Origin of the sequence: Chryseobacterium vrystaatense, assembly GCF_000737765.1 — a bacterium.
Classification (GTDB): Bacteria; Bacteroidota; Bacteroidia; order Flavobacteriales; family Weeksellaceae; genus Chryseobacterium; species Chryseobacterium vrystaatense.
Map to the genome: position 1 here is coordinate 178,599 of NZ_JPRI01000012.1, position 23,569 is coordinate 202,167.

Here is a 23,569-nt window from a genome sequence, read left to right on the forward strand (position 1 = left end):
CTAACCCTATGAACAAAAATAAATTCTTAGCCATTTTCTTTTCTATCGTCGGTATGGCTTCTGTTTATTCATGCAGCGACTATTTAGAAGTAGAAAACTTATCCAATACAGCAGAAAAACAACAATTCGACTCTGCATCAGATACCTTTGCAGCGCTGGTTGGAGTTTATAACAGTGCCATGGGTGACAATACCTATGGGCAGAGAATGAATCTTATTCTTAGCCAGTCTGGTGATGATTTCAGAACATCGGGAGATTACAATGCCAACGACAGACGGGGAATCAGCTGTTTTGGAGCAGTTCCTACCAATACGGAACTGTTAAGACCTTTCCTAGATACATATGCAGGAATCGAAAGAGCGAATCTTGTTATTAAAAATATTCCCATTTCCCCTGTTTATCAGACAGGATCTGCAGCGGACAAAAAGCTGATGGACAGATATCTGGGTGAAGCACTTACGTTAAGAGCTCAGTTTTATTATGATCTGATCAAAAACTGGGGTGATGTCCCTTTTCAGGAGATTCCTTCGGCAGATCTTGCGACTGTTTATTTACCTAAAACAGACCGTGATGTAATTTATGATAAAATCTTAGATGACCTGGCTAAAGCAGCCACATTGGTTCCATGGAAATCTGAAGGCGGAACAACTGCGCAGAGAATCTCCAAGGCTGCCGTTAAGGGCCTGAGAGCCAGAATAGCATTAGCAAGAGCAGGATATTCTTTAAGAAGAAGCCCACAGCTTATGGCACAGGGTTCCAATCCTCAAAAATATTATCAGATCGCCTACGACGAATGCAGGGATATCATCAATTCCGGAGAACATAAACTTAACCCCAGTTATGAAGGCCTTTTCAGATCATTGCACACGAATTCTCAGGATGCAACGAATGAGGTTATTTTTGCAGTGGGTGCTTTCGGAGGAAACTCAAGAACAGATTCCAAGATTGGATATTACAACGGATTAAGACATGATGATACAGACTGGAAGTCAGCAGGAGGTATCAGTGCCATTCCAACGTATTTCTATGAATTCAGCAAATTTGACCTGAGAAGAGATGTGAATATTGCCATCTTCAGAGTAAGCACCACCAAGCAGGAAGACCTTCAGACTTCTATCAACTGGAATGATGCTAAATTCAGAAAATCATGGACTAACATTACCGGTACTTCCCAGAATTTGGGAATTGACTGGCCATTGGTAAGGTATTCTGATATTCTGCTGATGTTTGCAGAAGCTGACAATGAATTGAATAACGGACCTTCTCAGGATGCTGTGAATGCCGTACTTTCTGTAAAGCAGAGGGCTTTTGCCGGAAACCTGGGACAGGTAGGCACAATACCAACGGGTAAAAATGATTTCTTCAATTTTATTGTAAAGGAAAGGATGCTGGAATTCGGAGGCGAAGGATTAAGAAAATATGACCTGATCCGCTGGAATCTTCTTGAAACGAAAATCAATGAAACCAGACAAAAGCTTACCGACTTTATGAATGGAGTTGGTGCCTATGCCAACGTTCCGGAATATATTTTCTACAAGAAACCGGCATCAAATGTCATCAATTATGTGCCATCGAAAACCGCACAGCAGAATGTACTGGACATGGATCTTTACGTTAACGGAATTGCCAAAGCAGATGTTTTCTACAACCCGAATCAAAGTGTTGCAACCCCTTCCGGGTATACGAAAATCAACTGGAGGCTTGCTATGACCCAGCCTTACATCAGTGGGGATCCTATAAAAAGTTATGCGCACTATTTCCAGCCCAACAAAAGAGAACTTCTGCCGATAGCTCTGGACGTTGTGAATTCCAACTATAATCTCACGCAGGATTATGGTTATTAGATACGTAGTTTCATATTCATATTAAATAAATACAGGCTTTCTCTTCACAGAGAGGTCTGTATTTTAAACAAAACAATTCAATGAGAATTTCTGCTTTTATTAAAAAATTAAAAGGATTTGCTATTTTTCCGGGCATGCTGATCTGTCTCCTTTCTTTCAAAATTAATGATAAAATAATCGTGGTTTCGAAGGACGGAAAAGGCAATTTCACCACCATACAGCAAGCGGTTGATGCCGTTGAAAATGGTTCATCATCCAGAACAAAAATTTTTATTAGAGCCGGAGTTTATAAAGAAAAGATTATTATTCCTGAAACCAAAAGCGCTATGCTTATCGAAGGAGAAAGTCCTGAAAATACTGTAATCACTTATGATGATTTCGCTTCAAAGAAGAATCAGGAAGGAAAAGAAATAGGCACAACGGGTTCAGCCACTCTTTTTATTTATTCAAATGATTTTACAGCAAAGAATATTTCATTTGAAAACAGTTCGGGAAAGGTAGGGCAGGCCGTTGCCGTCCTGACAACTGGTGACAGAACAGCTTTTGAAAACTGCAGATTCCTCGGGAATCAGGATACATTATATTTAAAGGGAACGCAGGACCTTACAGATAAGAGCAGATCCTCAAGAAATTATTTCAAAAACTGCTTTATCGAAGGCACCACGGATTATATTTTTGGGGCCGGAACGGCTGTTTTTGAAAGCTGTATTATTTATTCAAAAGAGAGTGCCTCTTATATAACTGCCGCGTCTACTCCACAGGGTCAGGCTTTCGGATTTGTTTTTATTGATTCTAAAATCATTGGAAATGCCAATCAAAATTCAGTGTATCTCGGAAGACCCTGGAGACCTTTTGCCAAAACGGTATACATCAACTGCGAAATGAATTCTACTATCAGACCTGAAGGGTGGCACAACTGGAGCAAACCAGACGCTGAAAAGACAACCTTTTATGGAGAATTTAATTCAAAAGGAAAAGGAGCCAATCCTTCAAAAAGAGTTTCGTGGTCGCATCAGATAAGCAAAGAAGACCAGAAACAATACACAGCAGAATATATTCTGAAAGGGAATGACAACTGGAACCTTAGAAAGAGTCTGCAATAAATTTCAATATCAAGGGGTTTTAATCATGAAAAAACAATTAACCAAGTTATTTACCATAGGAATTATCTGCATTGCCACTGCCTCTGCCGAAGCTCAGAATGTTTTGAGTTTCCCGGGAGCAGAAGGTTTCGGGAGATATACAACCGGTGGACGCGGCGGAAAGGTTTATTGTGTGACGAAAACTTCGGATGACGGTACAGAAGGAACACTGAGATATGCTCTCAACCAGAAAGGTCCGAGATATATTGTTTTTAAAACAGGAGGGACCATCTATCTCCAGTCCCCTTTAAAAATACATGAAGGTGACGTAACCATTGCCGGACAGACTGCTCCCGGAGATGGAATTACGATTGCCAATTACGAAACTTTTGTAGCATCAGACAATGTTATCATCAGGTATATGAGATTCAGAATGGGAGATCAGAAACAATTTGAGGGTGATGCCTTTGGAGCAAGATTTATAAAAAATCTGATGGTGGATCATTGTTCAATGAGCTGGTCAACTGATGAAACAGTTTCCATTTACAACAATGAAAATACAACACTTCAATGGTGTATCATAGCAGAAAGTTTAAGAAATTCTGTTCATCAGAAAGGAGCGCACGGATATGGTGGAATTGCCGGAGGAAAATCGGCCTCTTTTCATCATAATCTATATGCCCATCACGACAGCCGAAATCCGAGACTGGGAGAATATGCCGGAAGTCAATTTGCCTTAACAGATCTTACCGATTTCAGAAATAATGTTATTTATAACTGGGGGCACAACAGTATCTATGGAGGCGAAGCAATGAATGTGAATATCATCAATAATTATTATAAACCAGGTCCTGCAACGATAACGAAGCAGAGAATTATTGCGATTGATAAAAATGAAAAACCGGAAACAGAAGTATACAATATCTGGGGGAAATATTACATCTCCGGAAATGTGATTGAAGGAAATCCGGAAGTTACCCGGAACAACTGGACGGAAGGAGTTTTCAGTCAGATGAAACCTTCCTATCACCTGACCGATCAGGACAGGAATTCCATTAAAATCAATCGGCCCCATGATATTCAGGATAACATAAAGACCTATTCTGCGAAAGAGGCTTATACGAAAATTTTAAAGTTGGGAGGAGCAAGTCTGATTAGAGATGCAGTAGATCTGCATATATTAAAAGATGTCAGAAAAGGAAACTTCACCTACGAGGGGTCCAAAGGAAGTACCAACGGAATCATTGATTCTCAAAACGATGTCGGTGGTTATCCAAAATTGAAGGCAGGAACACCTCTACCCGATTCTGACAGCGATGGAATGCCCGATTCATGGGAAATAAAACACGGTCTAAACCCCAAATCAGCTAATGCAAACGGAAGAAATCTAGATAAAGATTACGACAATATAGAGGTGTACCTCAATGATATAGTAAATCCAATAACCGGGGAGCAAAACTAATAACCATGAAAACTTTTGTTAAACCCGGTTATATAATAAAAATGATTATGTCAAAATTGAAATTCAGTCTATTCAAAATAGGTGCAGCAGGAGTATTCATGAGTTCTGTAGTATTACAGGCTCAAACTTCTGTCATTGAAAAAATACGGAAAAATCATAAAACCCCTTTTTCTTATGCTGAGCTTTCGGTAAAAGAAGGCGGACAATGGGAAGGAGATCAATACATCGGCGGTACTTTCAAAAATATTCAGGAACTCACTCTACCTGCAGAACATACGGATCATTCTACCTACATCAGATATGAGGGTATCGGACTGGAAAATAACCAGATTGGCTACAGGCTTTATCTGGACTGGAGGAATGCAACCGATATTTTCGGTAAAAAAGTAAGCACGCTGGTTTTACCGGAGGTCGGTCAGGACGGTTTCGAATCTTATCATCATGATGCTCCGTGGGGGCAGGATATTCTGAAGTCCGGACGTACCATTGGGATCGGTTCTTATGGAAGGTATGACGAGCAGAATGACTACGTGGAAACGTTCAAAACGGTAAAAAATACAACCGCTAAAGTCAGTAATGAACAAGACAAATCTTTCGCAATCATCAATTATAAAGGCTGGAAAACCTGGGGTACCGCGGTAGATCTTCAGTCAAAACTGACCATTTTTCCCAAAGACCGTTTTGTAAAGGTAGATTTGTCTTTGAGCAATACCCTTTCCGGATTGTGTACAGGAATTGTGGCTATTAAAAATATTCCTGTGAAACAGGGAATCAGTAACAATAAAAAATGGGCCTACATCGCCACCTACGGAAACCAGACTGAAACTAAAAAAGACGATCGTCTGGGAATGGCCATCTTCTACCCTGTTGAAAGTTTTGACAAATACGTGAAAACAAAATCTACTCACACTGTGGTTTTCAGGAAAACAAAAAACGTTTCCTATTACTTTTTGGGAGCATGGTCCCTTGAGCCCAGCGGATTGACCACTGAAGAATCTTTTTACCAGGATCTGGAGAAAAAACTGGAGATTTTAGATAAAAATAATCAACTTTAAAGTTTGAAATAAAATGAATTTTATTAATCATAAAATCAAAATATATGCATTGGCAGTCATGGGTTCAGGGATATTCCTGGCCTGTGCTCAAACCGGAAATGCCGTCTCTTCAAAAATTACCGCTGAACAATCAAAATCAGGAAAGATAATTCCCGCTCACCTCAAATGGTCAGAAAGAATGCTGCGATCCGAGATCAGCAGATTCCCTGAGGCATGGATGCTTGATTACAATAAAAATCCAAAGTGGAGCTACCCTACCGCCATTGTACTGGAAGGGGCAGAAAGGTTATACAAAAAGACAGGTAATAAAGAATACTACAACTACATTACCCGATTTGGTGATACGATGGTAAAAGAAGACGGAACTATTGTTTCATACGACCTTAGCAAGTATAATATCGATATGCTGAACTGCGGAAATGTTTTAATTTACCTTTATCAGCAGGAGAAAAAAGAAAAATATCTAAGGGCATTACAAACGCTGCGGTCACAAATCGACGGACAGCCCAGAACATCAGAAGGCGGTTTCTGGCATAAGAAAATCTATCCTGACCAAATGTGGCTCGATGGATTGTACATGGGCGAACCGTTTTATGCCAATTACACCCACGAGTTTTCAAAAGGAGCCGATGCTGAAAAAGCGTACGACGATATTATCAATCAGTTTGATTTAATTCAAAAACATCTTTCAGATCAAAAAACAGGTCTGTTGTATCACGCATGGGATGAAAGCAGAGAACAGGCATGGGCGAGTAAAAAAACCGGGCTTTCACCTCATTTCTGGTCAAGAGCTATGGGCTGGTACGGAATGGCTATGGTAGATGTACTGGATTATCTTCCACAAAATCATCCGGGAAGAAAAAAATTAATTTCTTACTTAAAATCTTACACCGACGCGGTCATCAAAGTTCAGGATAAAGAAACAGGGCTTTGGTACCAGGTTTTGGATAAAGGCGGAGAAAAAGGAAATTATCTCGAAGCGACAGGATCATCCATGTTTGTCTATACGATCATCAAATCTGTCAACAAAGGTTATCTTCCGAAATCCTATAAAACTTACGCTAAAAAAGGCTACGACGGAATCATTGATAATCTGATCACCGTTGACGAAAACGGACTGGTAAGCTTAAATAAATGCTGCGCAGTGGCAGGTTTGGGAGGAACACCTTACCGAAGCGGCTCCTACGAATATTATATCAGTGAGGAAGTCCGGTCCAATGATCCGAAAGGAACGGGACCTTTTATCCTGGCAAGTTTAGAATTTGAACAGTAATCTGATGATAAGAAACATTTTAGGCAGCGCAGCCATCACTGTAATTTCAGCTGCATCAACATATTTTACCGCACAGGAAAAACCATACGTCTCTGAAGTATGGACTGCAGATCAGGGGAAAAATTATAAAAACCCTATTCTTTACGCAGATTATTCTGATCCGGATGCCATACGTGTAGGGACCGATTATTATATGACCGCTTCCAGTTTCAATGAAGCGCCGGGGCTGCCGATTCTTCATTCAAAAGATATGGTCAACTGGAAACTGGTGAATTATGCTGTTCACGATATCCTTCCGTCAGAACATTTTTCTACCCCCAAAAGAGGTGATGGTATTTGGGCACCCAGCATAAGATTTCATAAAGGAGAGTTCTACATTTATTGGGGCGATCCCGATTTCGGAATTTATATGGTAAAAACCAAAGATCCTCTTGGAGTATGGGAAAAACCGGTTCTGGTTATGGAAGGAAAAGGATTGATTGATTCCTGTCCTTTTTGGGATGAGGATGGAACTGCCTATTTGGTTCATGGTTGGGCGGGAAGCCGTGCAGGAGTTAAAAGTTTGCTTTCTGTTAATAAAATGAATCCTGAAGGAACAAAAGTTCTGGATAAAGGAGTACACGTCTTTGATGGTCACGATGCACATCCAACGGTGGAAGGTCCCAAAATGTATAAAAGAAACGGCTATTATTATATTTTTGCTCCGGCAGGAGGCGTTGCTACAGGATGGCAATTGGTCCTGAGATCCAAAAACATTTACGGTCCCTATGAAGAAAAAACAGTATTGGAACAGGGCTCAACAAAGATCAATGGACCGCATCAGGGAGCCTGGGTAGATACACCTTCCGGTGAAGACTGGTTTTATCATTTTCAGGATGCCGATGCTTACGGGAGAATCGTCCATCTGCAACCTATGAAATGGGAAAAAGACTGGCCTGTCATCGGAACTGACACGGATAAAAACGGAATCGGAGAACCTGTTTCAACCTATAAAAAACCAAATATTGGGGAGTCCTACCCTGTTGTTACGCCTCCTGAAACGGATGAATTTGATGGTGAAAAATTAGGACTTCAATGGCAATGGAGTGCCAATGAAAATATTGTTTGGTCGTCTAAACTTCCGGGACAGAAATTTTTAAGACTATTTTCCATGAAAGTGAAGGAAGGTGAAAAAAGCCTATGGAATGTTCCCAATGTATTGACCCAAAAGTTTCCGGCACCATATTTCACCGCATCAACGAAAGTTAAATTAACTCCGGAAGATGCCAAGGAAGGTAAAACTGCCGGATTAGTGATTATGGGAACAGACCATGAATCCATAGTGATTACCAATAAACCTGACGGATATTATGTACAGCTCAGAAGAGCAGAAAAGGCAGACAAGGGCGGAGACGAAAAAGTTGTATTTGAAACTAAATTAAAAGGAAATGAAGTATATCTAAAAGTACATGTAAAAGAACCCAACGGCCTATGTCAGTTCAGCTACAGCGAAAATGGAAAGACTTTTCTTAAAGCTGGTGAAGTTTTTCAGGCAAAACCGGGAAAATGGATTGGGGCTAAAGTAGGTCTCTACAGCATAAGCACAGCTCAAGTACCCCGTGGCGGATATGCTGATTTCGACTGGTTTAGAATTACAAAAAATTAGATTAAAGAATGAGGAATGGCCATCGCAAATTTAAAAAATATGAAGCTTTGCGATGACCAGCAAATGTATAAGTCATGAAAAGAACACCATTTAAAACAGTTTCATTTTTATTCAGCATTCTGCTTTTATCTGCATGCCAGTCACAAAGCAATGCTCAAAAGACGACAGCAAAACAGACTAAGAAAGTTACCCATATTTATCTTATCGGAGATTCCACGATGGCAGATTATACAGGAAATTATGATCCCGGTAAAGAGTATATGAAAGTCCGCTATCCCATCACAGGCTGGGGACAGGTTTTTCAGCCTTTTTTTGTAAAAGACAGCCTGACTTCTTTACAACCCGCAATCACAACAGATTCTGTAGCCATTATCGACAGGGCCCATGGCGGAAGAAGCACCCGAACTTTTTTCCAGGAAGGAAGATGGAGGTATGTGTATGATCATTTACAGCCGGGCGATTATGTTATTATGCAGTTTGGTCATAATGACGGTTCAGAAAAGCATCCCGACCGGTACGTAAATATTCAGGGATATAAAGAATTTTTAAGGCTATTTGTGTCTCAGACAAGACAAAAAGCAGGAAATCCTGTCATTGTAACACCCGTTGCCAGAAATTATCCGTGGAAAGACGGAAAACTGGAAAATGTACATGGAGAATATGCACAGGCTCCAATCGATGTCGCTAAAGAAATGAATGTTCCTTATATTGATTTAAATAAATTGTCAATGGAGTACTTTACCCAAAAAGGACAGGATTTCACCACAAATCATTATTTCATGAATCTTCCTGAAAACCTGTACGAAGCATATCCGAAAGGTCAGAAAGACAACACCCATTTTCAGCCGGAAGGAGCCAAAGCCGTAGCTTCTATGGTCTACAAAGAATTTAAAAAAGTAATTACAACTCAAAAAAAATAAAATGAAGAAGTCTCTTACAATTATCGGTTTAGCAGCAGCCATGATCTTTTCAGGGCAGATACAGGCTCAAAATACGGATATTTATAAAAACATTGAGTTTAAAATGCCTCAGGTTGCAGAAACTTCCTTTGCGGCCAACACAGTTTCTATCACCCAATATGGAGGAATTGCAGGAGGAAATGTAAAAAATACCGAAGCTTTCAGAAAAGCCATTGAAGATCTCAGCAAAAAAGGCGGAGGGAAACTGGTAGTTCCCCGCGGTATGTGGCTTACAGGTCCTATCGAATTAAAAAGCAATATCAACCTTCATGTAGAAGAAGGAGCTTTCATCATATTCAGTAAGGACAAGGAAGATTACCCTTTGGTAGATGTGAGTTTTGAAGGCTTAAATACCATCCGCTGCCAGTCTCCGATTTCTGCTAAAAACGCAAGCAATATTGCGATTACAGGAAAAGGAGTCATCGACGGAAGCGGTGATGCATGGAGAGCTATTAAAAAGAGTAAAGTGGCAGAATCAGAATGGAAAGGAATTGTTTCTTCAGGCGGAATACTGTCTCCTGACGGCAAAACCTGGTATCCTTCCGAAAGTTATAAAAAAGGATTTGAAAGCAGTTCCAGCTTCAACGTTCCTGATAAAATATCTAAAGACGACCTGAAAACGGTAAAAGATTTCCTTCGTCCCGTTATGGTAAGTCTCGTCGGCTGCGATAAAGTACTGCTGGATGGTCCTACTTTCCAGAATTCACCGGCATGGAATCTTCATCCGCTGATGTGCACGAATGTTATATTGAGGAATCTTACGGTAAGAAATCCGTGGTTTTCTCAAAATGGAGATGGCGTAGATCTGGAATCGTGTAAAAATGTTTTGATCTACGACAATACTTTTGATGTGGGAGATGACGCAATCTGTATTAAATCTGGAAAAAATGAAGACGGAAGAAAAAGAAATATGCCTACCGAAAATGTAATCATCAAAAACAACGTTGTCTACCACGGCCACGGAGGTTTTGTGGTAGGAAGTGAAATGTCGGGAGGGGCAAGAAATATCCATGTTTCGGACTGTACGTTCATCGGAACAGATATCGGCCTTCGTTTCAAGACCACCAGGGGAAGAGGTGGAATCGTTGAAAATATTTATATCAAAAATATTGATATGATTAATATTCCTACGCAGACGATTGGCTTCAATATGTTCTACGAAGGAGCCTCCCCTGTTTTAGAGGAAGGACAGAAAAAAGAAGGCAATAAAGCCCCCGAAAAGGTCTACCCTGTGACTGAAGAAACGCCTGTTTTCAGAAATATTTATTTTAAAAATATCAATGCTGTTCATTCTTATGAGGCGATCACTTTATTTGGACTGGCTGAAATGAATCTTAAAAACATCGTCATTGAAGATTCCCAGTTTGACACCAAAAGAGCTTTAACCATCGTTGATGCAGACGGTATTCAATTAAAAAATGTCAGAATGAAGTACTCTGAAGGTACCGGAGCAACGGTCTACAACAGTAAAAACATCAATCTTTCGACCGTCAAATTTGAAACTCAAAATAAGTCTGTTGTAAAAGTCCTGGGAAATAAAACAGGATCAGTACTCTTACCGAAAGAAATCGCCCATGATAAAATGGCTGTTTCCATAGGTCCGGAAGTCGCTAAAAATTCAGTTAAAGAGCATTAAATAATTGGTGATCACAGAAACGTAAAAATTTCACCCTGCGATTCCCAACATGATATCATTAGTCTTAAAAAATTGTATAAAAAAATTCCCATAAGCGAATGATTTTTAACAAAACACCTACTTATATTTCTATTTTTTTAATGGGAGGAATGGTAGCATTCGGTCAGGTTCAGCGGCCGAATGCTTCTCCCTACACCATCGAGGCCACTTTCGAAAAGCTTAAAAAAAAATACGCTTTCATTACGCCATTAGACCGACCGGTTCCCCAAAATATCGGAATTGATAAGGATATAGAATATGCCAATATCAGTGGGATTTCTCTCAAAGCTGATGTCTATTACCCTCTGGATGCCTCCAAAAAATATCCGGGAGTTGCTATGGTTCATGGCGGCGGCTGGATTTCGGGAAGTAAGGAAAATGAAAAATATATGGCTCAGGAGCTGGCTTCAAAAGGCTATGTAGCTATTGCTGTGGGGTATCGCCTGGCCGATGTGGCAAAATATCCCGGTGGTGTGGAAGATATTGAGAAAGCTATTCAATGGTTAAAGAAAAATCGGAAGAAATATTCTTTAGACCAGAATAAAATAGCCGTTCTGGGCGAGTCTGCCGGAGCACAGATTGCGACCTTGGCCGGAGTACGATCAAAACATCAAATTAAGGCCATAATCAATATTGACGGAATAGTCTCGTTCATTCACCCCGAAGCAGAAGAAAGTACTTATGCTTCTTATTGGCTGGGTGGTGACAGAAATGTCAACCTTAAAAACTGGACCGAAGCCTCTCCTTTGGAATACGTTGATAAAAATACACCTCCCACCCTTTTTATCAATAGCTCCCAACCGAGATTTCATGCAGGACGGGGCGATATGATGAAAAAGCTGAAAACGTATAATATCAAGACAGAATTTCATGAAATAAAAGATACCCCCCATTCATTCTGGTCGGCAGAACCGTGGTTCACAGAAACATTGAATTATACGGTTGAATTTTTAGATCAGATTTTTAAATAGGAGAAAAGATTGAGGACGAGATGGAGTGTGAATGAGGCTAAAAATGGTCTGTGATTAAGTTTTGTCTACAGAATACTTCATAAAAACCAATGCCATTGATTGCTTCTTTGCAGCCTTGAATATACGTTTCCATCTATTTTTTTAGTAAAAATCTCTGTATTTAATTCAAATAATTGATATGAAAAAATTGTTTTTAATGCTCTTCGTTTCCATAGCTCAGCTTCTTCTGGCAGGAAACGACCCTTACATCAAAATTACGGTAGCCAAGGACGGAAGCGGAGATTTTACATCCATCCAGAAAGCAATCCATTCAGTAAGAGATTTAGGGCCCTCGGAAGCACTCATCTTTATTAAGTCCGGTACGTATCATGAAAAGGTGGCGATTCCTTCTTCAAAACATAAAATCACGTTAGAAGGCGAGGATAAAGACAAAACCATTATCACCAATAATGATTTCTCAGGAAAACCGGATGCTTCGGGTGAAAAGATGACCACATTCAATTCATACACATTGCTGGTGATGGGTGATGACATTAAAATAAGCAATCTAACCATTCAAAACAGCTCATGTAATGAAGGCCAAGCAGTAGCTCTTCACGTTGAAGGCGACCGGTTTATCATTAAAAACTCCAGTATTCTGGGATGTCAGGACACCTTTTATGCTGCTACCAATCACAGCAGACAGTATTTTGAAAACTGTTATATAGAAGGAACAACAGATTTTATTTTTGGGCAGGCAACGGTCGTCTTTAAAAACTGTACCATTAAAAGCCTGGCGGATTCTTATATCACAGCAGCGGCAACGGAGAAAAGCCAACGGTATGGTTTCGTCTTTTTCGACTGCCGGCTGACGTCTAAAGAAGGTATCACAAAAGTTTACCTTGGAAGACCCTGGAGACCTTATGCCAAAACGGTTTTCATCAATACGCAAATGGAAAAACATATTCTCCCGGAAGGCTGGAATCCATGGAAGGGCGACAAAATGTTTCCGGATAAAGAAAAAACAGCTTTTTATGCGGAATTTAACAGCAAAGGTGATGGCGCAAACACCACATACAGAGTCAGATGGTCACATCAACTGAACCAGAAAGATTTAAAAAATTATACTCTGGCAAAAATTTTCAACAACTGGAAACCTAATGGGAATTGAAACGCTTTACGAATTACCATTTTTAAACGGGCAGCTTAAAGACAGGGTTTAATAATCCACTACAAAAAATCAAATTCAACATGAAAAGACTTCTTTTAATATTTTATATTTTCTTCTCTGCGTTATTATCGGCACAACAAAAAGCGACTCTATTTTTAATCGGTGATTCCACGATGGCCAACAAAGAAAATCCTGATAAGAATCCTGAACACGGCTGGGGGCAAATGCTTCCTCCGCTAATGACGTCACCACTTAAAATTCAGAATCATGCTGCCAATGGAAGAAGTTCCAAAAGTTTCAGAACGGAAGGAAGATGGGATCAGGTAATGAAGCAGTTAAAAAAGGGAGATTTTGTCCTGATCCAATTCGGACACAATGATCAGAAAATAAATGACTCTGCCCGTTTTACCAATCCTTATACCCAATACAGAGCTAATTTAGAAAGGTATGTGAACGAAACCAGGTCAAAGGGAGCTATCCCTATTTTGCTGACCTCAATTGTGAGAAGAAATTTCAATGAAAACGGAGTTTTGGCAGATACCCATAAGGAATATCCTCTGGTGGTAAGGATGGTTGCCAATGATCTGAAAGTACCGTTTGTAGATTTGCAGTTACTGACGGAACAGCTGGAAATATCCTATGGCCCGGAAAACTCTGCAAAGCTCCATCTTCACTACAAAAAAGGGGAAGCAGCATATTATCCTGAAGGAAAAAATGATGATACCCATTTATCAAAACTTGGGGCAGAATCTATCGCAAAACTGGCTGTTCACTCTCTTAAGAATCTGAAAACAGGTCTGGAGGAATATATTAAATAGGAATTCTCATGTTTTCAAAGGCGTTTCACTCAGCCAATGAATACAATGTAATTCATAAACCTTTTGATAATGACTGATAATATAAAAACAAATGAAATTTAAAAAAGAAAAATTCTTTGACGGTAATTCTGAATGGGAGGACCTGGAGGCAGGAGTTTCCAGACAATTTATAGGATATAATGCTCAGGTTATGATGGTAATCGTACGGTTTGAAAAAGACGCTGTTGGTACCTTGCATCAGCATTTCCATTCCCAGATAACGTATGTAGCAGAAGGAAAGTTTGAAGTAACAGTTGACGGTGAAACTAAAATTTTAGAAAAAGGAGATGGTTTCTTTGCTCAGCCCAATATCTTTCATGGTGTGAAATGTCTCGAAGAGGGCCAGCTGATCGATGCTTTTACTCCGATCAGAGAAGATTTTCTCAATCCATAGATCTATAACCCATCCGATTAATTCGATGAGTTAAATCACATACAAGAGCAGCTAAGTTTTATAAAACAGCAAAATATTCATCCTGCCTGTTTCATGGATCATACAGATCAATTTCTTTATGAACCGTGAGATAGGTGGGCGTTTTATTGTTATAGATAAAACCTTATTAAAAAAAATAAACAAATAATAAAATGCAATCGGTTGAATTAACAAAATAAACAACATTATAATTATATAAATAAATATACATCAAAATATAAAACTATTTAATACAGAATACATAATTTTATATCAGTTAAATCACTATACCTATAAATTATGAAAACAATGTTCAAAGCTGCCCTTTTAACGGCAGCTCTAAGCTCTGCTTTTGCCCTTACAGGCTGCAATCAGGAAGACCTGAAAACAGAATTATCTGAAAACCCCAATGATCTGAGTTTGAAAAACACCATTGATGCCAAAACTGTGATCCCGTTGGCCAACTGCTTAGCTCCGGGCTGGGCCTCCCAAAACGGTGGAACTACCGGTGGCGGAACTGCTGCAGAAACTACCGTAACCAATTATGCCCAACTGAAAGCTGCTATTGAAAACACTGCAGTAAAAGTGATTAAGGTGACAGGAACCATTACCATCACGACACGCTTATCCCTACAGGATCAAACCGGAAAAACCATTTATGGAACCAGTGGTGCAAAATTGGTTTCTAATGATCAGACAAAGGACGGCTCAGGAATCATCAATGTTAAAAGATGCAACAATATCATCATCAGAAACCTGATCTTTGAAGGACCCGGAGCTTATGATACAGACGGCTGGGACAATGCTATTCTTGATGACTGCCGCAATGTATGGATCGATCATTGTGAATTCAGGGATGGTGTAGACGGAAACTTTGATATTAAAAACAAATCTGATTTTGTCACTGTTTCCTACACTAAGTTCCATTATTTAAAAGCTCCGAAACCGGGCGGTTCAGGCGGAACAGATGACCACAGATTCTCCAATCTTCTCGGTTCCAGCGATGGAGCCACTGCTGATGCAGGAAAACTGAATGTAACTTTCGTTCGATGCTGGTGGGCTCCGGGATGCAGAGAGCGTATGCCAAGAGTGCGATTTGGAAAAATTCATATTTTAAACAGCTATTTTAACAGCTCTGTAAGCAATAAATGCATTGCTGCAGGCATACAGGCCAATATTCTTGTTGACCGTAACGTTTTCGAAAACGTCAAAGAACCGATCAACCTGATGAGTGGATTTACTGCTGTGACGCAAACCGGAAGTCTATTCACCAACGTAACAGGCAATACTGCCGGAAGCGGAACAGCCTTTACTCCTCCCTATTCTATTAACAAATTAGCCGCTGCAGATGTGAAAGCTGATGTAACCGCTAATGCAGGAGCGACATTAACCGGAAACATCTGTGTTTCATTTTAATTGAAATAAGGAAATTTAAACACTATTTAAAAGACAACGACTGAGAGCTTTCTCAGTCGTTGTTGTTTGTGGCAGGTGAAGAGATGAGATATCAGATTTTAGATATCAGATGTCAGACTTTAGACTTTAAATTTTAGATTTTAACTGTTTTACTATGATTGGGTTTAGCTAGTATTGCTTTAAATATGACACATTCAAACCCATTCATTCTTAAGCCCTGCATTCCTCTTAATCAAAAGAAAGCCCATCAACCTCCCATATTATTCTTCAGTTTCCATTTTGGATATTCTTTATCAATGAGCTTCTGCGGGCTGTCGCCAAACCAACTGTATCCATTTCTCCTTTCTTCTGATACTTCATTGTAATGATACTTTACACTTCCGTCACGGTCACCAAAAAGAGGTTTATTGGTATTGATATCGTAGAATCTTGCCCAGATGACGGAGTTTTTATCTTCTGCTAAAACTCTTACTGTTTTACCATTTTCTTTACCAACATTATAACTGTAGCCTTCGATTTTATTGTCTTTAAACCACTGTACAGATGCATTAACAGCCTTCTGAATTTCCGGAGTTGCAGGCTGCATCATTAAAAATCTGATGATTCCTACAGACTCTCCGGTTGCCAGAGAAATAGGTTCAAAAGCCCTGGCTTTGTCGGGCTGTAAAGTAATTTCATTGTATTGATCTGCCCAGATCGACGGACTTCCTTTTTGTAAAACCTGAGTTTTTAAGATACACTCGATACCTTTTTGAAGGGCTGCTTTTGATTTTTCCCTGAGTTTTGAATCTACAACATCAAAATCATTCTTCCCTTCTGCCACATTGTAAAGGACCGTCAAAGCATTGATCATCGCGTTGTCATTGTAGGTTACCTGCTTCCTGTAAAGCCCGGTATTAGGGTAATATTGCGGAAAACCACCATTCTTATACTGCATCAGAAGAAGGTAACTGATTCCTTTTTCTGCTGATTTAAGATATTCCGGATTCTTTGTAGCAGCATATGCCTTTATTAATGCGTTGATCTCTCGGGAAGTGGCATTGTTGTCAATGGTTGCATGATCATCACCTGTGGCTTTTATTTTCCTTAGAAGATTTTTGTCAACCGGAGTAGTATAATTCACGACAGACTTATCATTGAGCTGCTTTCCCCAACCACCGACCGGAAGCTGATACAGTAGCATTTTTTCAGCAAGGGTATCTTTAACCTGAGCCGAAGCAATTCCTGTAAAGCATAAAAGGAGCACGGAAATTCCTGATTTTATCATAATACAATTCTTATTTAACTTTAATAATTAATGGATTCGTTAGCACCTGTGCCTGCTTCTCCAAAATATGTTCCCAATCTTTTTTGGTTTGAATCAGGCCGGTTTTCTGCCATGCAAATCCGGCATAGTAAACCAGCTTCTCCTTAGATTCTGTCACCACCAGCAGATTGCTCTGATCGGGTGTTTCAGATTTGAAAGCGAGTGATTTCTCAACAATTTTTGGATCCACCACAATTCCTTCACCAACAAAAGCATCATCTATTTTTTCCCAGTGAAGATAATAACCTGCTTTATCATTAAGCAGGGTCTCCCCTTCATTTTTATGAAGGCTTATTCCGATGGTGTAATTGGGAACCTGCTTTTCTGCCACAAAAAAGGATTCAAATTTTGAAAAATGGGATCCAAGATCCAGTGAAATACGTTTAGTTTCTTTGACGCCATATTTACTCCAGGGATGATAAGTTAATTCAAAAACTGTTCTTAAAGGACCTACGGCAATGGTTTTGGCGGTAACAAAATTACGGGAAACCTGAAGACTATCTTTTGTCCATATTCCAATTCCGCCGGTTCCGCGGCTGTTTCCCACGTGATAAGGGTCATATCCTTCTCCTCTTGTATCTCTGTGATAAAACATAGGATCAGTAAGATAGCCTTTGTACCATTTATTGATAACCGGAAGATCAGTACGCTTCAGCCAGATGTCTACACCGCTGGACATTGTACTGCTTTTAATACCTTGCAAAGCTTCCAGCTGTCCTTTCGGACCATAGACCCTGAAAGCAACTTTATCATTTTCCCATGCATAATCATCTACCCGCTCAGGGACCAATCTTGAATATGCTGAAACCCGGCTTTCAGGAACCTGACCATTTTCACCTGCTGAAATAGTGTACACATTGGTCTTTTTAGCACCGACACCTGCCTGAAAAAGCACTTCATCATCAATCCCGTCAGCATCATAATCAATCCACTGAACGGGAAGTGACTGGTCGTCCATATTTTTTATTCTGAGGTTCTGTTTTTTATTCTTACTCAGAAAGTTTTCCAGCTGCCGTACCGGAATCGCAACAATCTCAGTTCTGGGAAAGTCCAATGTATTCTTTACATGGATTTGAGTTTGTGCAGGTAAAGATTTCATGTTCAAAATGCAATCGATTGCACAAATCACAACTATATTCCATTTATTGAGTACCATAAAAGGTTGTTTGACCAAAAATAGACAATATTTTTAAACTGAATAATAGAAATGTGCTTAGATTTTGCTTTTGAACAGAAATTTTATATCTAAATCCATATGCTGAGATAACAGATTAGTTGAAAATGATAATTGTATTTTGTTTTTCTCGTCTAATTTCGCAAAATAATTTAGAATAAATAAAAACAATAACACATGCACACGATTGCACATTCAGTAATTCAAAAAATCGGACTGGGATTCGGTTTACTTTTCCTTGGTCAGGTTAATGCTCAGCAATGGGAAGATGTAGGCGGCCTGCAAAATGTTTCGGTTGGTGGAAGCAGTTTCAATAATCTGGTAATTGACAATGCTGGAAATTATTATCTTTCCTATTATGACCTGTCAGTTTCAAAAGGTTCTGTTCAGAAGTTCAATGGAAACTCCTGGTCTTATTTAGGGGGAGGTCCAGGTATTACAACAAGTTACGCAACATTTAGTTCCTTATCAACCAATACTTCCGGTACAGATGTCTACTATACCAATCAGGGAATGGGCTTCGAGGCAAGGCATTTCAACGGTACTTCCTGGAATCAGCTTCCGGCTATTACAAGCAGCACAACCAATTATCAGGCTTCTGCAGTATCTCCATCGAATATTCTTTTCACCTATGGATCTTATGGTTCAGGAACAGTAAAGCGTTTCGTAAACGGTACATGGGAACAGGTTGGGAATACAGGCTTCTCCAACGGAGCTGAATTTGCAGAAATGGTAATCGGAACCAATAATATGGTGTATACCTCCAATGTTTCCGGTGGATTAAGGGTCTATCAGAACAATGTAACAGCTTCTGCTTCTGATGCATGGTCGCTGGTAGGAGGAAGTATTGTAGACGCTTCTTCATCGGGAGAACAGTATTCTTCTGATCTGGCCATCGATGGAAACAACCATCTTTACGCGGCTTATGTGTCTTCTACGGCTTCAGGGAAAAAGATCAATGTAAAAAAGTTTGACGGTACTGCATGGACGCAGATTGGAAATGCCAATTTCTCAGACGGAAAAGTACAGCATCTTGCGCTTGCAGTAACAGCTTCAGGTGTTCCCTATGTGGCTGCCAGCAGATGGGAAGATGATAATTTCCTGAGAAATACAGTGTATAAACTTGATGCCGCTACTCAGAACTGGATTCCTTTCGGAGGGGATTTTATTTCTGATGATGAAGCTAAATATAATGATCTTGCTGTGGACAATACCCACAACTATCTGGTCCTTGCCTATTCCGAAGATGGTACCAAAGTGAAAAGAATTCCGCTGCCAGCCGGCAATCCGCAGCTTTGCAACAATACGGATCCGGGAAATAACCCTGGTGATACGGGATGTGTAACTTTCCCATACAGAGGACAGTCTGTAACCTACAGTACTGTACGTGGTGCTGACGGTAAAATCTGGCTTCAGCAGAATTTAGGCAGTACGCAAACTGCTTCTTCATTTTATGATACGGATGCCTATGGTGATTTGTTTCAGTGGGGAAGATGGGACGACGGTCATCAATTAAGAAATTCTTCTCTCGCCGGCAACGCTCCTTCTCCAAATAATCCCAACGGTATTGGCTCGGGAAGTGGTTCGTTCCACTCTGCGGCTTATCAATCCAGTTCAAACTGGTGGTCTGACGGACAAACTACTGATCAATGGAGTGCCTCTTCAACCTCATCCTTAAGCGACATCAACGGAATTGACCCTTGTAAGGCTATAGGAACCTCCTGGAAGATGCCTTCAAAAACAGAGGTGGAACACATGATTGAAACTGAAAATATTTCTGATATTACTTCTGGTCTGGACAGTAATCTGAAATTGGTTCCGGCAGGTATAAAAGACTACAGTGGGATTTTCTCTCCCGGTACAAGACTTTACTTATGGACCTCTACTCCATCCGCTTATACAGGATCAGGAGAACATTTATACATCAGCCAGTTTTCGTCTCTCATGAATAGTGCCGGACGTGACAGTGGTCAGTCGGTAAGATGCATCAAAGGAGATCCGTCACTGGGAACGTCTGATATTAAAACAGTTCCTTCTGTTGGAATTTATCCCAACCCGACAAAAGGCATCGTGAATATCAAAGCGGACAGCTTAATAGATGCAGTTAACGTCTTCAATACCGCGGGCCAAAAGCTTCCGATGGTCTTCAAAAACAATCAGATCGATCTGTTTCCTCTTCCTAGTGGGGTCTATATTCTGGAAATCAGAATGAAAAATGGAAAATCCATCACTAAAAAATTGATTAAAAACTGATATTCCCGACTTCTGTTCAGTATCAAAAACGATTTATACTATAAATCATCGGTGTAAAAAAAGCAAAAAGGCTGTATCATGTATTGAAACAGCCTTTTTTTAACTTCAGAATTTCCATTACAGAAATTTTGTGATCTGCTTATGTGGATTCTACTACACCTTACTTTATAAGAGCGGGATATGTAATTAATTCTCTTATTTTGATGACTTCATTTTTGAAATACTCCCTGATGTCAGTATACATTCATTGGAAGGAAAACTTTTACTGGAGATGGGCTTAATTTCATATCTTGTTTCTTTTCCAAGACCTACCTGAAGTGATGTTACTTTTTCCTCATAAGTATTTTTGTTCGTATCTATCAGAATCTCACTGTCGGTAATAAGCCTGCTTTCTGCATTGGTATGCTTTGTATATTTAAAAACTCCTTTACCAGCAGATACCAGTTTTTTCTCTAACTCCTTATCACCTTCTGTAGACTCTTTTAAGATGTATTTTGGTACTCCTGCTTCAGTATATGAAAATTTCACATTCCATTTGTCCAGATAATCACTTGCCTGGGTTCGGTACGATTCCATATAAGCTTTTACTATTTTAAAATCTTTATGCCTGTATTTTTCGTACGATGAAATGTATTTTAAATCATCCAGATTATAATTTATTAAAAAATCCTCTAAGAAGTCAATCACAGCAGGAATGCTTGCATGATCACCAATACTTTGACGAATATATTTATAGTACGAATCGTTTAGATAAAAGATATCCTTATCACCAACTAAAACAGTTTTTTCCTTATCATTGAATGAAATGTTAAGTTTGGTACTGTAACTTTCATTTTGGTACGTTAACAAAACACCATTTTGATTCTTTACCAAAGTACATAGGTTGGGAACTTTTTTTTCTGATACCGGAGAATCATTGAAATCATAGAATCTTACACTGTCTTTTTTTGTATTGAGTATGTAAATTAAATTGTCCGTACTTATTTTATCTTTTTTATCCACTCTCCGGTCATCTACATATTCTCCCTTATCAATCGTTTTATTAACGATATGAGTTATGCTGTATGATTTTGGTGCCTGTGCCCATGTGTTGACATGAAAAGCCACCAGAGTGAGTAATATATATGCTAATTTCTTCATTGATTAAATTTTTATTTTTTTCCAAAATATAGTATATCCGGCCACCCGGGTTGCCTCTAAACCAAAAGATTGCTTAGCCGCATTCTTAAAATAAAAATTACCTGTGGTCCAGTAGTCTTCTTTTGCAAAATCAGCATTAGGAAGTGCATAAACTGCTTTATTTTTTTCTTTTACCGTTTTGTGTGTATGGACTCCTTTATCACAGCCCTCATCATGTACTGAGGTGTACGCCAGCGTATCCCCTCTTCTTCCTGTTACCTTAGCAACAAAGGAATCATACAGGCTCTTGCTGATTTTTATATAATCATACTCATCAAATTTATTATGACCATATTTTGTTTTACTGTCAGGCTTTAAGTCCGTATCAATTCCCCACGCCAAAAAGTCTTCACCGTCCCATTGTGTTGCATTATCCGTAGGATCTGTTTTAACATCATCCACATCTCTTAAAAGAGCATCAATGGCTCCTGCTCTGGAATGCAAAGATATGGTGTCTTTTTCCGAGGTTTTCATTTCCACTTTATCTTTAGCCTCTACACTGGAATAGCTGGAATTCAATAACTGAAACATTGTTTTTCCCACTCTTTTTGCTTCATTATAATTGGTATGGGCTATATAAAGATATTCTTCTTTTTCTGATGACAGGCCTTCATGTTTAATAATATTACAAACTTTCTGGAAATCACTATGGACAATATTCAGTTTTTTAGGACTCTTATAAATATCCTCTTCTGTCCCTTTCCCTTCACATGCATATACATCGGTTTCATTTCCTTTTTTCTGGCCTTTTACGCTTCCTTCAAAAGTTCCGTTATAATTATAGAAGTTGCCATTGATCTTTTCTTTTGATTCAGGCACTGGTGCTCCGGCCGCATCAATGCTTTCTGGCTGATGAATCTGTCCGCTGTCTGTGATTTTGATATCAACTCCTCCATACGTACAGGGAATGGTACTTTTCTGCAAGAGCACAAACTGTTCCTGGGACAAATAAGTACCCACATCCTGCCAGTCTCTTACATTCATAACTGAAGCACATGGCGCTGCCATTTGCGGACTTTTTTTACAGGTTCCCGTAAAAACCAGACTTTTAGGTCCTCTCTCTTTTATCGTTGCTGTTTTCTTTTCCTGTATGGTAGGAGTGTCATAATTGACCTTCATGATTCCTATGGGAACGGTACATAATATACATTCCAAAGTGGCGGTATCTATGACCACTTTCAGGCCGTCTTCTGTTTTATCCTTTTCCTCATTTTCAGCACGCTTTTCTTCCATTTTCTGGCTGTTGGCGGCCTTGATCTGGTCACTATCCTGAGCTGTATCCTGACTTTGAGTTTCGGGAATGTCAACTTGTGTATCTTTGTCTATTCTATCCATGGTAATGAATGTATTAAATAGCAATTGCTGTTTTTCCTGCTAAAATTGGAGTAATCATTTATAAATCATTTAATAACAGGGCTCTTTCTTATTGAAAATACAATATGGAAAACGTACATCCACAGAATCCTCTAATGAATAAGTTTTTATACTGTCCATTCTGCCTTGTTTATTGTAATATTTCCATTCGCCTAATTTAAAATTGCTTTTTACTTCACCTTCGCCTTTTATACTGCCTTCTACATATTTTTGGTTTTTCCCATCCCAAACTCCATAATGATATATTTTTAAATAACCATTTCCATTGGCTAAAAAGCTTTCTTTATTAAGATATTTAAATAAAATATCACCATTAGTGTGGTATTGTACATGATACATACTTGGCTGCGGATGATCCTCAACATTTATGATTTGTTCAATGGGCGTGCCATTACGAATTTTCGAAACGTACATCGTTTGAGGATTAATCAAGTAGTATATTTCAATACTATCTGCTATTTTTTTCTTATTATATAATTTAC

At 39.3% G+C, this 23,569-nt stretch carries 19 protein-coding genes; 14 read left to right on the forward strand and 5 right to left on the reverse strand.

Annotation, left to right across the window (positions count from 1 at the left end):
* The first annotated feature begins 8 nt into the window (after positions 1-8).
* From IW16_RS23150 to IW16_RS23210, 13 genes are all read left to right on the forward strand, one after another.
* The gene (locus IW16_RS23150) at positions 9-1,844 is read left to right on the forward strand and encodes a RagB/SusD family nutrient uptake outer membrane protein (protein ID WP_034750381.1); all 1,836 of its coding nucleotides are present in this window, start codon (positions 9-11) and stop codon (positions 1,842-1,844) included.
* A gap of 80 nt (positions 1,845-1,924) precedes the next feature.
* Positions 1,925-2,947, forward strand: a complete 1,023-nt coding sequence (locus IW16_RS23155; protein ID WP_034750383.1) for a pectinesterase family protein — start codon at positions 1,925-1,927, stop codon at positions 2,945-2,947.
* Between the two features lie 25 nt (positions 2,948-2,972).
* The gene (locus IW16_RS23160) at positions 2,973-4,388 is read left to right on the forward strand and encodes a pectate lyase family protein (protein WP_034750384.1); all 1,416 of its coding nucleotides are present in this window, start codon (positions 2,973-2,975) and stop codon (positions 4,386-4,388) included.
* A gap of 47 nt (positions 4,389-4,435) precedes the next feature.
* Positions 4,436-5,443, forward strand: a complete 1,008-nt coding sequence (locus tag IW16_RS23165; RefSeq protein WP_228376982.1) for a DUF4861 family protein — start codon at positions 4,436-4,438, stop codon at positions 5,441-5,443.
* 13 nt (positions 5,444-5,456) lie between these two features.
* Complete coding sequence (locus IW16_RS23170; protein ID WP_034750385.1) at positions 5,457-6,716, forward strand: glycoside hydrolase family 88/105 protein; 1,260 nt, start codon at positions 5,457-5,459, stop codon at positions 6,714-6,716.
* 4 nt (positions 6,717-6,720) lie between these two features.
* On the forward strand, positions 6,721-8,361 hold the full coding sequence (locus tag IW16_RS23175; RefSeq protein ID WP_034750388.1) for a glycoside hydrolase family 43 protein: 1,641 nt from the start codon (positions 6,721-6,723) through the stop codon (positions 8,359-8,361).
* Positions 8,362-8,435: 74 nt separating this feature from the next.
* Positions 8,436-9,281 (forward strand): rhamnogalacturonan acetylesterase, encoded by an 846-nt coding sequence (locus IW16_RS23180; RefSeq protein ID WP_034750390.1) that lies wholly within the window; start codon positions 8,436-8,438, stop codon positions 9,279-9,281.
* Between the two features lies 1 nt (position 9,282).
* The gene (locus IW16_RS23185; RefSeq protein WP_034750392.1) at positions 9,283-10,956 is read left to right on the forward strand and encodes a glycoside hydrolase family 28 protein; all 1,674 of its coding nucleotides are present in this window, start codon (positions 9,283-9,285) and stop codon (positions 10,954-10,956) included.
* Positions 10,957-11,054: 98 nt separating this feature from the next.
* Positions 11,055-11,966, forward strand: a complete 912-nt coding sequence (locus IW16_RS23190; protein ID WP_084694607.1) for an alpha/beta hydrolase — start codon at positions 11,055-11,057, stop codon at positions 11,964-11,966.
* Positions 11,967-12,144: 178 nt separating this feature from the next.
* A complete protein-coding gene (locus tag IW16_RS23195; RefSeq protein WP_034750395.1) occupies positions 12,145-13,116 on the forward strand; it encodes a pectinesterase family protein in 972 nt (323 codons plus the stop codon).
* Between the two features lie 80 nt (positions 13,117-13,196).
* Positions 13,197-13,934, forward strand: a complete 738-nt coding sequence (locus IW16_RS23200; RefSeq protein WP_034750399.1) for a rhamnogalacturonan acetylesterase — start codon at positions 13,197-13,199, stop codon at positions 13,932-13,934.
* A gap of 91 nt (positions 13,935-14,025) precedes the next feature.
* A complete protein-coding gene (locus IW16_RS23205) occupies positions 14,026-14,367 on the forward strand; it encodes a cupin domain-containing protein (RefSeq protein WP_034750402.1) in 342 nt (113 codons plus the stop codon).
* Positions 14,368-14,685: 318 nt separating this feature from the next.
* Entirely contained in the window at positions 14,686-15,801 is a 1,116-nt protein-coding gene (locus IW16_RS23210) for a pectate lyase family protein (protein ID WP_084694608.1), read from the forward strand.
* Positions 15,802-16,048: 247 nt separating this feature from the next.
* Here IW16_RS23210 and pelA read toward each other — a convergent pair whose 3' ends face one another.
* Together pelA and IW16_RS23220 are read right to left on the reverse strand one after the other, a co-directional pair.
* Positions 16,049-17,068: a pectate lyase gene (gene pelA / locus IW16_RS23215; RefSeq protein WP_228376983.1), complete on the reverse strand. Its 1,020-nt coding sequence runs from the start codon at positions 17,066-17,068 to the stop codon at positions 16,049-16,051.
* Positions 17,069-17,078: 10 nt separating this feature from the next.
* Entirely contained in the window at positions 17,079-18,206 is a 1,128-nt protein-coding gene (locus IW16_RS23220) for a DUF4861 family protein (RefSeq protein WP_051890660.1), read from the reverse strand.
* 252 nt (positions 18,207-18,458) lie between these two features.
* Here IW16_RS23220 and IW16_RS23225 point away from each other — a divergent pair, with 252 nt between their 5' ends.
* Positions 18,459-20,534, forward strand: a complete 2,076-nt coding sequence (locus IW16_RS23225; protein ID WP_034750408.1) for a T9SS type A sorting domain-containing protein — start codon at positions 18,459-18,461, stop codon at positions 20,532-20,534.
* Between the two features lie 195 nt (positions 20,535-20,729).
* Here the strand turns inward: IW16_RS23225 and IW16_RS23230 are convergent, their stop codons facing one another.
* The 3 genes from IW16_RS23230 to IW16_RS23240 all read right to left on the reverse strand — a co-directional run bounded on the left by IW16_RS23230 (position 20,730) and on the right by IW16_RS23240 (position 23,519).
* Positions 20,730-21,674, reverse strand: coding sequence for a hypothetical protein (locus IW16_RS23230; protein WP_034750411.1), 945 nt, complete (start codon positions 21,672-21,674; stop codon positions 20,730-20,732).
* A gap of 3 nt (positions 21,675-21,677) precedes the next feature.
* Positions 21,678-23,048: a PAAR-like protein gene (locus IW16_RS23235; RefSeq protein ID WP_034750416.1), complete on the reverse strand. Its 1,371-nt coding sequence runs from the start codon at positions 23,046-23,048 to the stop codon at positions 21,678-21,680.
* Positions 23,049-23,117: 69 nt separating this feature from the next.
* Positions 23,118-23,519 (reverse strand): hypothetical protein, encoded by a 402-nt coding sequence (locus IW16_RS23240; protein WP_131327970.1) that lies wholly within the window; start codon positions 23,517-23,519, stop codon positions 23,118-23,120.
* Between the last annotated feature and the right edge of the window lie 50 nt (positions 23,520-23,569).